This window comes from Alteromonas sp. RKMC-009 (genome assembly GCF_003584565.2).
Lineage (GTDB): Bacteria > Pseudomonadota > Gammaproteobacteria > Enterobacterales > Alteromonadaceae > Alteromonas.
In genome coordinates, this window is record NZ_CP031010.1 from 4,666,019 (window position 1) to 4,681,187 (window position 15,169).

Here is a 15,169-nt window from a genome sequence, read left to right on the forward strand (position 1 = left end):
AAAGCTTGACTTGTAGCTTAGTTTCAAAAATTAAGCAGCTCTCAAGTCCGGGCCTTTAGCGTATTTCTGCATTAAAATCACAAATAAATACTACAATAGTATATTAATTGATTAAAACGCGTTCTTTTCAAGGGCATCTATCCATATTGTGGTTGCCACAATATGCACAGGGAAAAAATCCCCGCACTCAAACCGTAATAAAGTTACACAATAAAAAAGCCCGGTCTGACCGGGCTAAAATAAAACGTGAATTAAATCCGGTGTTACAGTTGATACCTCACACCCAGCGCATAAGTGCGGCTGTAGATCCCGCTGGAGAAATTATAAATATCAGGATATTGATAATATGCCTGAAAAACTTCGTCAGTAAGATTGGTGGCATCAAACGTCAGCACCAGGTTGTCATTCACATTGTACGAAAGTTGGAAATCTAAGCTTTGTTCCGGAGCACGGTACCGCGCCAACGGGTTTGCAAAGATGGCCGCTTCGTTGTCGTAACGGAAGGCATCGCGCCATACGTAAGACAAACGAGTACTGAATTTTTCCCTTTCATAAGCCAGAACAACACTCAATGATTCATCAGAGACGCCAAACATTTCTACTGTTTCGTAGCCGACAGGGTCAGGGTTAGTCGGATCTTCAGGATCGAAAACCGGCAAATCCTGAGACGAATCTAATGTTGTGTAGCTAGCCTGAACACCGGCCCCCTGAAGCCATGCGGGCAGATCATCGGGGAAATAGACCAGACCAAGTTCAATACCCTCCAGGCTGCCGTTCGCTGAGTTAGCCGGTTGGGTAAGTATATGCAGCAACTCACCAATATCTTCACCATTTTCATCAGTGTCGTCCGGATAGTCGTAATACACTTCAGAGCGGGAATTTACTACAAGGCCGTCGATATCCCGTTTAAACCAGGTGGCATAAATTGCGTTACCCTCGCCGAAGTAGTATTCCAGAGAGATATCCAGGTTTGTTGAGATTACCGGCGCAAGTGCCGGGTTGCCTGATGAAGCTGTTCCCGTTCCGACAGACGTCACGCCTTTGGTGTACGTGGTATAAGGGTTAAGTGAACCGAAGTCCGGACGACGCATGGTTTCTGTGTAAGAGAAACGCAGCATGTAGTCATCCCAAAAATTATAGCGGGCAAGGAACGTGGGAAGCACTTCACTGCTTTCGTTTTCGCCGCTGTCCTGCTCCACAATCTGGTTAACCGTGTCTACGCGAACAAAGCTGTATGGTGTGCTGGCATCGGTATAGCGCACACCGACTGCACCATCCAGAAAACCGCCGGGCACATCGTATTCATACTTTGCCTGTACGTATAAATCTAATGTGGTTTCGTCAGCTTCAAATGTAGGCCGTAAGATCAGTGACGCGCCGCCGGTAAGGTAATCATCCACCGGCTGGCCGCTTTCGTCAGTAAAACCGTAAAGTTGTCTGAAGTAACCAAGGTTATCAACCATGTAGTCGACATTTCCGATTAACCAGCCGTCAGGAAATTCAGCCCGGCCATCAAAGAAATTTTCAGTTCTGTCGAGGAATTCATCAGGCATGTCTGTCATCGGAATATCGTATTGATTCACGACCACATTCGCTGCGCGACTTTCGTTACTTAATTCCCGTTTTTCGTACAGCAAGCCAAAATCAACCTCCATGACGCCGGCAAAATCTGTCAGCCAGTTTGCATCGAGATACAACGCATTTGACGTACCTTCATCACGGGAGCCGTTGTCCCATGCTGGTCCCATCGAATATAAACGCGGGTCGTACAAATTGGATTCGTCAATATCGCCGGTCGCAGGATTATCATGGAACGTTAAGCCGGCAATGCCTTCTCCGGTATTAAAGTCGGCAGTCATTGCATAGTAGTCGTGCAGCAGGCGAACCGCGAAGAAGTCGGAAGTGAACACACTCTTTTGCGACACAATCTCTGCCGATAAAGTAAAGTCGTCAGTAAGAGACCATTCGCCACCTAAAGCAAACATCAGGGTGTCTGTCTGGCGCTCATCAACGTCTGTACTGTTGAAATCGGTCTCCCATACACCATAGCGGGGATCGCCATCATAGACAGTGCGCTCTTTCACGATGTTTGTACCTTCATAAAATACAATATCGTCATTGAAGTCTATGTTGTAAGCAGAGTCGGGGTAGGCAAAAAACAGACTGTTTCTTACCCGTTCACGGTAGCCGTTGTAAAACACCTCAAACACGTAACTGGAGTAATCGTCCGGTGCCCACTGAAACGATAAATTCAGCGCAGGCCGTTCCCGCTTACCGGATAGATCGGACGCAAAAATAGCATCTCTGGACAAGATATAGTCATTTTCATAGCCGTTGGTATTCAGGGTAGAACCACTGGCAAACGGTAAGCCGTTTTCAAGGCCCGGATCCCAATAGGCCGAATTGATCCGCTCGTAGGCAGGGAACTCACCACTATTGCCAAACCGGTCAAGCCCCTCGCCTTCCGGACTTGCAGTAAAATACGGAAACACAGCACCAGCGGTAATCCCCTGGTCACGCCAGTTTGTGCGCGCATAAGCTATATTCACCAGCGCACCGAACTTACCGTAATCTGTATCCCAGTTGTTGCTGAGCATCACACTCAGATTAGGGTCAACGGTGCCTTCCTGATCAGAGTATATTCCGCGGCCGGCAAAGGCGAACTTACTTCCTTCGAAATTGAAGGGACGGTTGGTAATCACATCAACCTGACCGGCAATACCGCTCGGCACTTTGTCAGCCGAGCGTGCTTTGTACACATCAACCCGGTTAATCAGCGATGCCGGTGTATCGGCCATGGTATAAAAACGGCCGGTGGAGATGTACATTTGCCGCCCGTTTACGGTGGTAGTGATATCGGTTAAGCCGCGAATTGACAACGTCCCTACTTCACCCCGGTCGCGGTTAGTTACCTGTACACCGGGCACACGCTGTAACGCCTCTATCACGTTGTTGTCAGGAAACTTACCGATATCTTCGGCAACGATTGAATCGACGACTTCAATTTTTTCCCGCTTAATATCCAGACTTTTTGCCAGTGATCCGCGAATGCCGGAGACCTGAATGACTTCTACAATATCCTCTTCACTGTTTTCTGTTTGTTCATTTTGTTGTGCAATGGCAGCGTGGGTGAGCGTCATTAAAGACGCAGCCACGGCCGTGCTTAATATTGTGGGTTTAAACATGGTTTTCTCCCGGATTCTCTGTGACCCTATTTCTCGGGTCTTATTTTGTTGTCCTTTGACCGGGAGACATCCTCCCGGCCTCACCCGTTTCTTAGTTGCTGCCTTCTGCAAACAGCGCCTGTACATCGTCAGCAGACAGCGGGTCGTCGTAGATCACCAGCTCGTCCATTAAGCCCGAAAAGTTTGCATCCCAGGGGAAGAGATTCGTAGCCAGCGAGAAGCCCGAATTTGCTCCGGATGCAGTAAATACATCAGGGAAGTTTTCCAACGTGCTGACCAGTTCACCGTTGATGTATCCGTAGAAGGTGCCTTCATTGACTACAAAAACGATATGCGTCCAGCTACCGGTAGGTATTTGCGCATTTAAAGTGCCGTCAAACCATTGCTCGCCTGACCACACCATGGTGTCGCCGGAGCCCGGACCAAACGGGACCAAACTGATCCAGCTGTTCGACGCGGCATAGCCAAAGAACGTAGTCGTAAACTGATTCAACGAGGCAGGGTTCAGCCACATTGATACTGCATAGCTGTAATCTGAAATAAGGCCATCCGGTAACTTGACGCCCGGTCCCTGATCACCTTTGAACTCCGCTGCCATACCGGCTACACCAGCCTGATAAGTCAGCGACGTATCTGCCGGAACGATAAGGGGCGTGTCAGCAGTTTTAGTGGCTTCTTCGCCGGCAGCAAAGTTACCTTGCGCGTCTTCGAGGTTTTCCTCGAAACTAAAGCGTGCAATGGCCTCAGGCGGGGTGTTTGAAATAACATTGGCAACAAAAGACTTCGACACCGACTGGCCAGCCAGAGAAATTGTGGCAGTCAGGGTCACTTCTGCATCCGCTTCACCACGGGCCGGACGGGTAACTTTTCCGGTAGCAGGATCGATAACCGCAGAGTTACTTGATTCCCAATTCAACGCCGAAGCAAACGGTCCGGTATGTGGCAGTGCAATATCGGTAATAACGAAGTCCAGATTGCCAAGATCCAAATCTGCCTGAGCAATATTTACCAGTGCTTCTGCTGGTAACTGCTCAACATCCAGCGCTGAAATTTCGGCTGCAGACAATGCTTCGTCATAAATTTTCAATTCATCATATTGAGCATTCAGCGGTACATCCCAGTAGTTAAGACCAAGGGTGATGATTGCGCCTTCAGGTCGTACAGTAAAAATATCCCTGACAGACGACGCTGTTCCCACCAGCGTGCCATCATAGAAAATGCTGACGAAGCCCTGCTCTACCGAGAATGCCACGTGATGCCATTCATTAAGCGGGAAGGCAACGCCTGAGAGTCCGTCAAACCAGCTGACAGCCCCTTCATCATCCACGTAGTTAGCCCAGACCATAAGCTCTGCATTCCAGCTGACAGGCAGGAAGCTGATCCAGCGATCGGTTTGATTTGCCGCGAAAAAGGCAGGGCTAAAGAACTGCGTTTGTGCGGTATTCAGCCAGAAAGAGACAGTGTACTGATAACTGTCAATGAGGTTGTCCGGCAATAATATGCCGTAAGAACCGTCCAGGTTAACGGCGCGACCCTGTGCACCATCCGAGAATACAGCACTGGCACTGGTGAACGAATTGACGTCCGTAACAGACTGCGCATCGTCATAATTCATCAGTGAGTCTTCCAGGCTGTCTTCAAAGGAGTACCATGCCGTGCGGTTGTACGTAGAACGGGCAATTACTTTGACGTCTTTTGTTACAGACAGCATTTGTCCGTTGATGTCAACGTTGGCTGTAAGCGTAACGACCTGATCGCCCTCATCCACGTTAGGCCGGGTGACTGCACCTGAAGCAGATATAAATTGCGGGTGGCTGGACTCCCAGGAGATAACAGCTCCCCGTGCACCAGTGCTTTGCAAAGACAGGTCGTTTTTCACCTCCAGCATGGCATCAGGGTTTGCCGGATTAGCAAATGCAACATCAATGGCGTTGCTGATATCATCAACCACATCAGCGACGGACCGTTCAGGCAGTTTCGCCGCCAACAGACTCTCACCGGCACCGCTTAATGCAGAGATGACTACTTCAAAACGGGCGTCTTCCACGTTCCACTGCCATTTGGCGACACCTTCATAAACCGTGTCATCATCGATGGTAAGGCGGATCCGCGACGGGTCGTCACTGTATAGTTTATATGTACCGGTCAGCTGCCCCTGAATACTGCGCCCCTGCGAATTTAAGGTAACGTAAACAGATTCGTGTTCGTCGCCATTGCTGTCGTTGCTTTGCAGAATAAGACGGTAATCTCCTGTAACATCCTCTGCATCAGTGACATTCTCTCCGTCAACCGGCGCGTAGCGATGTGGCGAAACGACTAACCAGCCATCGTTGTTAATCCACATCTCATGCACCCGCACGGCATGCGCTTCCGGATTGTCGTAGCGACCTTCTTCATCAGGAAAACGGGTATGGGTGAAGAGCAAATATTTATCCAGCTCTTCATCATATAAGGCTGAATTATGGCCCGGCGCGTTGTAACCGTACTGACTTGAGGTTTCCCCGAAGGCCGATGACCACAGATGACTGCCAAGGAGTTTATTACCGTAATTGTTTGCAACAGTCGCACCGGTCATGTCATTACCTGCAGCATCCAGGTAAGGGCCGTCCGGCGTTCTTGAGCGGGCAACACGGATGTTATAGCCGTCACCGGCTGCAAATCCGGCGTTTGACCAGAACAAATAGTAATAATCGCTGTCAGGGCTGTAGATGACAAACGCACCTTCAATGGCGTTGTAGTTGCCGCCCACAAGGTGTTTACCGTAACCTTGCCCGGCTTCCGGCATACCTGTTTGCTCATCCATCGCCAGTACAAAAATACCGCCGGAGTAAGAGCCGTATACCATCCACAGATTGCCGTCTTTATCGTAAAACGCTGCAGGGTCTATTGCATTGGGATGTACAGCCGGATTATAGGTTTCCACGCCGTCTACGGGGTAGGCGGCCAGTTCGGCTTCATCACGATAGCCCGATCTGAGGAAAACACCTTTATCAACGTAAGGACCCTCTACAGAGTCGGATGTTGCCAGACCCAGATATGAGCGGTGCCAGCAAACTTCGTCACGTTCGGGTGTGTCAGGATTATCCTGTGCACAGTGATTATAATAAAACCAGAACTTACCATCAGGGGCTTGTATAACATCAGATGCCCAACTGCCGGTAAAATCATCGGTCCACGCGATACCTTCCGCAAACTCCGTGGAATAAGTGTTAAATAACGGAGATTCATCCACCATATTATTGGCGCTTAATGACGAGATATATTCCCACGTCTGAAGATCTGTTGTTTTCGCGGCCGCCAGATGTGAACCGAATATGTAGTAAGTACCATCTGCCTTCACAACAGACGGGTCATGTACGCCAATATCCATATATGCACTGCTATCAGTAATAGCAGCCTCAGGATTGGCCAGCGTCTGGTTTTCAACAACCGTGATGGTTTCGGGGGGAGTGCTGTCTTCCCCTGAACCGCCACACCCTGTGACACAGAGGATGCTGCTCACAATGAGCGCCGATCTAGGTTTCATTCTCGTTTTCCCTCAGGATTATTATTGTGCCCTTTACGATGAAGAGCGTTGTCATACGACGAATGGCAAAGTAAAGTGACCAACATCGCAATAAAGTAATACAATAGTATTTTTAAAATATTTACATCTTCTACATTAATATTACAATACTATTAAACAGTTTTTTTACATCTATCCTAATAACTAATAGCTGTTCTAGACGGTCAGCTTTGAGGAAAACTAAAAAATATCAACTTAATATCAACATGTTATACGTAAATAATCGCCACGCCCGATATTGTTAAAAATTTGGTATGGTGAATTCAGGTCACAACAAGGAATTTACATGAAAAGCGTATTGTTATCGTCTGCGGCTCTGCTTCTTAGTGGACAAGTATTCGCACAGAATCCGATCATTACCGATGTGTTCACTGCCGATCCGGCGGCCATGGTGCATGATGGTACGGTATACCTTTACACCGGCCACGATGAGGCGCCCAACAACGATGTCTTTTTCGAAATGCACGACTGGCTGGCGTTTTCTTCCACCGATATGGTGAACTGGAAGTCACATGGTCCCATTATGAAAGCCACTGATTTCAGCTGGGCGAAAGGCGATGCCTGGGCGTCACATATGATTGAAAAGGATGGCAAATTTTACTTTTTCACCACCGTCCGTCACAAAGACGACAAACCCGGCTTTGCCATTGGGGTAGCGGTATCAGACTCTCCGACAGGTCCTTTTAAAGACGCCATTGGCCATGCCCTTGTCACAGATGATATGACCAGACAGACCCCGAATGACTGGGATGACATTGACCCGGCAATTTATGTTGAAGAAAACGGTGATACCTACATGTTCTTCGGAAATCTGGTACCGAAATACGTCAAATTATCAGACAACTTGCTGGAACTGGATGGCGAGATAAAAGTTATCGATGTCCCCGACTATACAGAAGCGTCCTGGGTTCATAAAAAAGGCGATAACTACTACTTCTCCTACGCTTGCGAGTTTCCGGAAAAGATTTGCTATGCGATGAGTAAAAGTATTCACGGCCCGTGGGAGTATAAGGGCATTTTGAATGAAGTGGCGGGCAATACCGAGACGAATCACCAGTCTATTATCGAATTTAAGGGCCGGGATTACTTCATTTATCACACCGGTGCTCTGCCACCAAAAGGCGATAAGCCAAGTGGCGGCCGGTTCCGCCGCTCAGTTGCAGTGGAGCCGCTTCACTACAATAAAGACGGCTCGCTGCAGCGGGTCATTATGACAACAGAAGGTGTTACTCAACCAGCCAGGGAAGATTAATATGCAACGTAATCTACTGAAAATTTCACTGTTAACTGCGTCGATATTGACGGGCAACGCATTTGCTGCCAATCATGAAGTAACAATCAGCGCGAACCTGCAAGACCGTGGTGCTGTCATTAATAAGGATATTTACGGCCAGTTTGCCGAGCATCTCGGCCACGGTATTTATGAAGGATTATGGGTCGGTGAAGACTCGGAAATCCCAAACACAAAAGGGTTCCGGAATGATGTTGTCGGGGCCCTGAAAGACATTAAAGTACCGCTGATCCGCTGGCCGGGTGGCTGTTTCGCCGATGAATACCATTGGCGCGAAGGGATTGGCCCCAAAGATGAACGCCCGGTAAAAGTTAACACGCACTGGGGTGGCGTTGAAGAAACCAATGCTGTGGGTACTCACGAATTCTTCGATTTAGCAGAGCTCATTGGTGCAGATGTCTACATTAATGGGAATCTGGGTAGTGGTACCGTGCAGGAAATGGCGGAATGGGTTGAATACATGACGTCTGATAAAAACTCAACCCTGGCCAATGAGCGACGCGCTAACGGACGCGAAGAACCCTGGGACATTAAATACTTCGGCATTGGCAATGAATCATGGGGTTGTGGTGGTCACATGGACCCTGATTACTATGTAAATCTGTATCGTCAGTACGCCACATTCATCAAAACCCCTAAGGGCAAGAGGCCTCTCCTGGTGGGTAGCGGTGGTGACACTGATAATACGGAATGGACGGACGTTCTGAGTGCAAACATAGACCGTAATATGGATGGTATCAGTTACCATTTCTACACCCTTCCCACCAGCGACTGGCAGAAAAAAGGACATGCTACCGAGTTTGATAACGCCATGTGGTTCAAAACCATGGAGCGTACTTATCGGATGGAAACTTACCTGAAGAATAATATCGACATCATGGATAAGAATGATCCTGACGGTAAGCTGGGCTTTTATGTGGATGAATGGGGTACGTGGTACGACGCTGAAGAAGGACGGGAGCCCGGTTTCCTGTATCAGCAAAATACCCTTCGTGATGCAGTGGTCACCGCGGTAAACCTGAACCTGTTCCACGAATACGCCAGACGTGTTCATATGACGAATATCGCGCAGATGGTGAATGTATTACAAGCGATGATCCTAACGGATGGCGCAAAGATGGTGAAAACGCCTACCTATCATGTTTATAGTATGTACACAGTGTTTCAGGACGCCACGTCCATTCCTTTCAAACTGGATACATCGCGCTATTCAATGAACGGGGAAGATTTACCGGCTGTGACAGGTTCACTGGCAATGGGCACGGATGGCCATATGTATCTGGCCTTAGTTAATATGGACCCGACAGAAGATGCCGACATTGACCTGAACATTGATGGCAAGGTAAACAAAACCTTGTCCGGCAGTATTCTCACCGCCGGTAACATTACCGCAAAAAACACTTTTGACGATCAACATAACTTAGAGCCTAAGCCCTTTAAAGCGAGTGCTGATAAGTTGGTGCTTCCGGCGAAATCGGTGGTTGTACTGACGTTAAACTGATGAGACAGCACAACTAAATAAAAACGGGCTGGTGTGTATTCACCAGCCCGTTTTTTGCTCCTGTACGGCCATAAAAAAAGAGAAGGCACTGCCCTACAACCGGATACCTTCTCTTCAACAAAAAACCTGCGACAATGCGTCTAAGGCGTTATTGCGGCTCCCGCAAATGAAACACCTGACACTTTGTGCCTAAATCAGGTTGCTGGGCTATATTAGTTCCGTCAGCTAACCCGCAGTCACTTACACCCATGGCTTGTTTGGTGTAGCGGTTGAATAACATCACACCGCCGCCATCTGCAGGGCTGATACGCCACTGTGCAGTGGGCTCACCGCAACTCACCATAGACAAATTCGCACCGGGAACGACGGCATTGTCATCTGTACCAATGCACAGCGCATCGTTACCTGCCGTTTTTAAACTAACGTAGCCGGTATCTGTGGGCACAAACTGCCAGAATTGCGCAGGTGTTTTATTGAAGCCCCGCTGCTCTACATTCGCACCATCCGACAGCGCATCATTGTGCACAGACAACGCTTTACCGCTTTGCTCACTCAGGATCACCACGTCACCGGTGGGCCGGAGTTGCCATTGTGAACAGGCGCTGTCTTCATTTTGTTGAAGTACCGCCTGATTTTCTGAAGCAGAACATCCCGCCACCGCAAGAGGCTTACCAGAGTAGCGGTTCGTCAATGTTACATTGCCGTCGATACCACTCTCTACTTTAAACTCCTGACAGAAGTTATTCCGCCACGCAGCTGACTGCACCCGGGCATTCTCACTGATACTGCAGTTCGCCACTTCAAGGAATTTACTGTCTTCACGGTTAGCAAGGCGCACGAAACCGTCAGAAGTAGCATCCAGGATCCACTGTCCGTTAGTTGCTGCACACTGACGCTGCACCGCCCGGTTATCTTGCGGATCGGAAGAAATATCCAGACATAAATCGCTCGTTGCATTAACTAACTGATAGCGCTGTCCCTGTACTCTTGTTACTAACGGACCGTTTTCTCCTGAAGGAGGAGGCACAACGACTCCTGGGGTTAACGGCTCACCGAAATCCGGTAATCCGTCCTTTTGCCATTCAAATTTTTGCGCCCGCAAAGAGCGGGTTGCTGAGCAACCATGCTCAACGGAATCATTACCGTGATAAACCAGCCAGTCTTCCCCGCCATCCGGAGAGGTGAAAAAGCCATTGTGGCCGGGACCGAACACTTTATCTGTCTGCACAAATACCGGATCATCAAATTTCTTCCATGCTGCGGCATCCATCGGATCATCACCAACCAGCTCAAGCATACCCAGTTTGTAATCCGGGGTATTACAGAAGCTGGCAGAGTAAGTCATAAATGTACGACCATCGTGCTGCAGAATTTCAGCGCCTTCAGTTACCTTGCGTCCGCTGATTTCCCAGTCCAGTTCAGGCCGGGTAAGCACAGTGTGAGGCTGGTCAGCCTTGAGCGTCCACGGGTTTTCCAGTTCAGCAATGATGTTCATTTGCTGATCACCGCGCCATTGCGAATAAATCACATACAATTTCCCTTTATGTTCAAGGTAATTGCCGTCGATATTCCACACATCGGGCATCAGCGCGCCTTTATACTGGTATGGTCCCATCGGATCATCGCCGGCACTTTCCAGCACGTTCAAATGCTGAAAGTCCAGCGTACCGTCTCTGCCTGCGGTGTACATCATATACCAGCGATAACCGTCTGGCCCTCTAAGACGGTGAAACTCAAAAGCCCAAAAGTTACAGCAGCGATCAGACTCGGTAGCCGACCACACATTCACCGGCTTTGCATCGGCAAGACCAGCAAGTGTCGGTGACTTGCGCATCACTAATTCAGACGTCCAGGTTGTGGTAGTAAGGTAGTAATTACCATCCCAGTATTCCAACCACGGATCCGCACCATTAGGGAAAAGTGGATTTGTGAACGTACCACTTTTTCGAATATCATTTTTATCTGCAGTTTCACCGGTCGGCGTAGCCGGCGTCGATGAGCATGCAGTCATACCGAAAGCCACCAGCATTGACGCCGCCAGCGTTCTTAACTTCATAGATTTCATTGAGTCACTCATTCCCTTCTACTTCGTACCAAACTCATAAACAATGCGCGTGGAGTACACTTCACCCGGATTGAGTACAGTGCTGGCAAAGTCAGGTTGATTGGGTGAATCAGGGTTGTGCTGAGGCTCCAGGCAGAAGCCGGAACGCAGTGTATGGGTCATGCCTTCCTGCTGAGTGCTGCCATCAAGGAAGTTACCTGAATAAAACTGTACTGCAGGTTCCACGGTGTAGACTTTTAAAGTACGACCTGTTTGTGGCTCATAGACATTTGCCGCTTCAATTAACTCATCGCCCGGCGCGTCTTTAATCACAAAGTTATGATCGAAGCCCTGACCAAGAGCCAGCTGTTTGTCTTTAACGTTAATGTCTTTTCCAATCGCTTTCGGCTGTGTGAAATCAAACGGCGTTCCCTTTACAGATGCAACTTCACCGGTGGGGATCAAACCGCCGTCAACCGGCGTGTACCGGTCGCCGTTAATTTGCAGTTGGTGATCGAGAATGTCGCCTTTACCCTGCAAATTAAAATAAGAATGCTGAGTAAGGTTCACAATGGTGGGCTTATCTGTGGTTGCAGTGAATGCCATATCCAGCGTATTGCTGTTGGTCAGAGTGTAAGTCACCTGCGTGTCCAACTTCCCGGGGTAACCCTGATCGCCATCCGGACTGATAAGCGTCAGTACAACTCCGGCACTGTTTGCTGTGGCAAAGGGAGCCATCTGCCACACCTTCTTGTCAAAACCCTGTACGCCGCCATGCAGATGGTTATCACCATCGTTGGTTGCCAGCTGATATTCCGTGCCATTCAGAGTAAATTTTCCATCAGCAATACGGTTACCGTAGCGGCCAATGATAGCGCCAAAGTAATAACCGGCAGACAGGTAGTCTTCCAGCTTGTCGAAGCCCAACACGATATTGCCGGACTGGCCGCTTTTATCTGGTGTGGCCAAACGGGTAATAGTACCGCCGTAACTGATGACGTCAGCTTCAACGCCGTTGCTGTTCTTTAAAGTAACCTTATAGACCGGCGTGCTGTCTGGCATCGTACCGTACCAGGTTGTAGTAGCAGAAGGTAGATTGTTCACGTTGTCGACTTCCTGTGCCTGTGAAGGGCTGAGCACCAGGCTGGTCATGAGCAACACGGCCATTTTCACGCTGGTTTTAAAACTGCCCTGAAAAAAAGAAGAAATAGTTTGATGTTGATATTCGGATACAGACATGACACACAGTTCCCTAACTAATTTTATACTTTTATATTACAAATAAGATAAGGAAAGCAAGGGGTGATTCTGAATCCGTTTAAAAAAATGTTAAATCCGGACTTTGCCGTCTTTGACCAGGATACAGTCCATTCCCGCCCGTTGAGCGGCTTCCAGACCAATCTCAGTGTCTTCAAAAACGACACACTTCTCAGGCGCAACACCCATTAACTCAGCGACTTTCAAAAACGTCTCCGGGTGCGGCTTACCATGTGTCACGTCTGTTGCTGTAACCAGTGCGTCTAACTTATCTAACAGACCATGATGGTCTAACAGATGCAACGCGTGATTTCTCTCTGAGCCGGTGCCAATGCCGACCTTCATATCCGGCCGGTAGTGGTGAAAGATATCGACCGTTTCTGCAATGAGTTCCGGCATTAAATCCATAGCTTCCCACACGTTACGTTTGTACAAAGCAACCGTATCAGGGTTGTGCGTAAGCCCGTGCTTTTCATTCAGGATCTCTACGGTTTTGCGTGTCGGCACACCGCCCAACCCGTGCATGTATTGCAAATCGAAAGGAATACCAAACTCTTCACAGGTCATTCGCCATGCTTCCATGTGAGCACCCATCGAATCGATTAGCGTGCCATCCATATCAAACACGATGCCTTCGTAGGCACTTAAATCCACCATTTCAAATCCTCAGTTAGTACGCTGTCAGACCCGGACACAGGAAAAAGAAACTGACGCACAGGGCGTCAGTTTCGATAAGGGAGACGGCTCCACCAGCATCATACCAGGGCACGGTATATAATGCAGTATCGCCGCCTTGGAGCTTTTACTTAAATGCCTTGCTTAAGCATGTAGTATGCAGCATTCGAGCGTAATTCAGACTTAAACGAGCGAATCGTTGTGTCAGCGTCGATAACCACAGTTTCCACACCAGCCATTTCTGCATAATCAATGATCATGTCTGTCGTCACAGCCTGGCTATAGGCGGTATGGTGCGCACCGCCTGCATGGATCCATGCAGCAGCAGCTACTGACAGGTTAGGTTTAGGCTCCCACAGTGCTGAAGCAACTGGCAAGTGAGGCGTTTCTGCAGGCTGTTTAACCGTATCCACTTCATTAATCAGAATGCGGAACCTGTTACCCATATCAATCGGAGATACGTTGATCGCCGGCCCTTGTTTGGCTTCAAATAACAAGCGGCCAACGTCACATTTAACACCAATAGTGTGGCGATGAACTTCCAGGCGGGGCTTCGCTGCAGCGATTGACGGACAAACCTCCAGCATGTGTGCACCTAACGCCTGATCTTTTGCGCCAAAATTATAGGTATAGTCTTCCATGAACGAGCAACCACCTTCACGGCCTTGTCCCATTACCTTCATAATGCGAACCATCGCAGAGGTTTTCCAGTCACCTTCGCCACCATAGCCATATCCGTTAGCCATCAGACGCTGTGTCGCCAGTCCCGGCAAGCCGGTTAAACCGGACAAGTTTTCAAAGCAGTTAGTAAAGGCTTTGTAGTTTCCGCCATCCAGAAAACGCTGCATACCTAATTCCAGACGAGCTTCGTTTTTCAGCATGTCAACGTTATAGCTTTCTTTCCACGTGGCGTCGGAGATCACGTAATCCTGATGATATAAATCTAACTGTGAAGCAATATCTGCATCAGATACAGCGTTAACAACATCAGACAACTCACCTAATCCGTGAGCATGCACTTCATAGCCAAACTGAATCTGTGCTGCTACTTTGTCGCCCTCAGTTACCGCAACCTGACGCATGTTGTCACCAAAGCGGGCAACTTTCAGACTCTGACTTTCAGCCCAGCCCAGCGCCGCACGACACCAATCATCAATCTGATCCTGTACTTCCGGGCGCTGCCAGTGTCCAACTACCACCTTGCGCTCTTTACGCATGCGTGTACCGATGAAGCCAAATTCGCGGTCACCGTGTGCACTCTGGTGCGTATTCATGTAGTTCATATTAATGTCGTCCCATGGCAGGGCGGCATTAAACTGAGTGTGTAAGTGCAACCAAGGCTTTCTTAATTCATTTAAACCGGCGATCCACATTTTGGCCGGAGAAAACGTATGCATCCACAAAACCAAACCAACGCAGTCAGCACTCGCATTTGCCTGCTGGCACACCGCATGAATTTCATCCGGTGACTTTACAGTTGGTTTGAATACCATTTTAACAGGCAACTTGCCGCTCTCATTCAAACCGGCAACAATGGCCTGGCTGTTTGCTGCAACATTCTCCAGTACTTTCGGGCCATACAGGTCCTGAGAACCTGTGACAAACCAAACTTCTTTCGTCATCGTCGTCATATTTAAATCCTCTCTATCGT

The 15,169-nt window shown here is 48.7% G+C and carries 8 protein-coding genes; 2 read left to right on the top strand and 6 right to left on the bottom strand.

Features of this window, described 5'->3' with window-relative positions:
- Positions 1–263: 263 nt before the first annotated feature.
- Positions 264–3,185 (bottom strand): TonB-dependent receptor, encoded by a 2,922-nt coding sequence (locus tag DS731_RS20315; protein ID WP_119503026.1) that lies wholly within the window; start codon positions 3,183–3,185, stop codon positions 264–266.
- A 91-nt stretch (positions 3,186–3,276) separates the two neighbouring features.
- Entirely contained in the window at positions 3,277–6,711 is a 3,435-nt protein-coding gene (locus tag DS731_RS20320) for a LamG-like jellyroll fold domain-containing protein (protein ID WP_119503027.1), read from the bottom strand.
- A 325-nt stretch (positions 6,712–7,036) separates the two neighbouring features.
- Between DS731_RS20320 and DS731_RS20325 the strand changes: the two genes are divergently transcribed.
- Both DS731_RS20325 and DS731_RS20330 read left to right on the top strand, forming a co-directional pair.
- The gene (locus tag DS731_RS20325; protein ID WP_119503028.1) at positions 7,037–8,002 is read left to right on the top strand and encodes a glycoside hydrolase family 43 protein; all 966 of its coding nucleotides are present in this window, start codon (positions 7,037–7,039) and stop codon (positions 8,000–8,002) included.
- A 1-nt stretch (position 8,003) separates the two neighbouring features.
- Complete coding sequence (locus tag DS731_RS20330; RefSeq protein ID WP_119503029.1) at positions 8,004–9,542, top strand: alpha-N-arabinofuranosidase; 1,539 nt, start codon at positions 8,004–8,006, stop codon at positions 9,540–9,542.
- A 148-nt stretch (positions 9,543–9,690) separates the two neighbouring features.
- Here DS731_RS20330 and DS731_RS20335 read toward each other — a convergent pair whose 3' ends face one another.
- The 4 genes from DS731_RS20335 to araA form a co-directional block, all read right to left on the bottom strand.
- Complete coding sequence (locus DS731_RS20335; protein ID WP_232373432.1) at positions 9,691–11,607, bottom strand: RICIN domain-containing protein; 1,917 nt, start codon at positions 11,605–11,607, stop codon at positions 9,691–9,693.
- 18 nt (positions 11,608–11,625) lie between these two features.
- On the bottom strand, positions 11,626–12,825 hold the full coding sequence (locus tag DS731_RS20340) for an aldose epimerase family protein (protein WP_119503031.1): 1,200 nt from the start codon (positions 12,823–12,825) through the stop codon (positions 11,626–11,628).
- Positions 12,826–12,915: 90 nt separating this feature from the next.
- Positions 12,916–13,500 carry a beta-phosphoglucomutase family hydrolase gene (locus DS731_RS20345; protein ID WP_119503032.1) on the bottom strand — a complete coding sequence of 195 codons (585 nt, stop codon included), beginning with the start codon at positions 13,498–13,500 and terminating at the stop codon, positions 12,916–12,918.
- A 149-nt stretch (positions 13,501–13,649) separates the two neighbouring features.
- Positions 13,650–15,149, bottom strand: a complete 1,500-nt coding sequence (araA, locus tag DS731_RS20350; protein ID WP_119503540.1) for an L-arabinose isomerase — start codon at positions 15,147–15,149, stop codon at positions 13,650–13,652.
- Positions 15,150–15,169 lie beyond the last annotated feature (20 nt).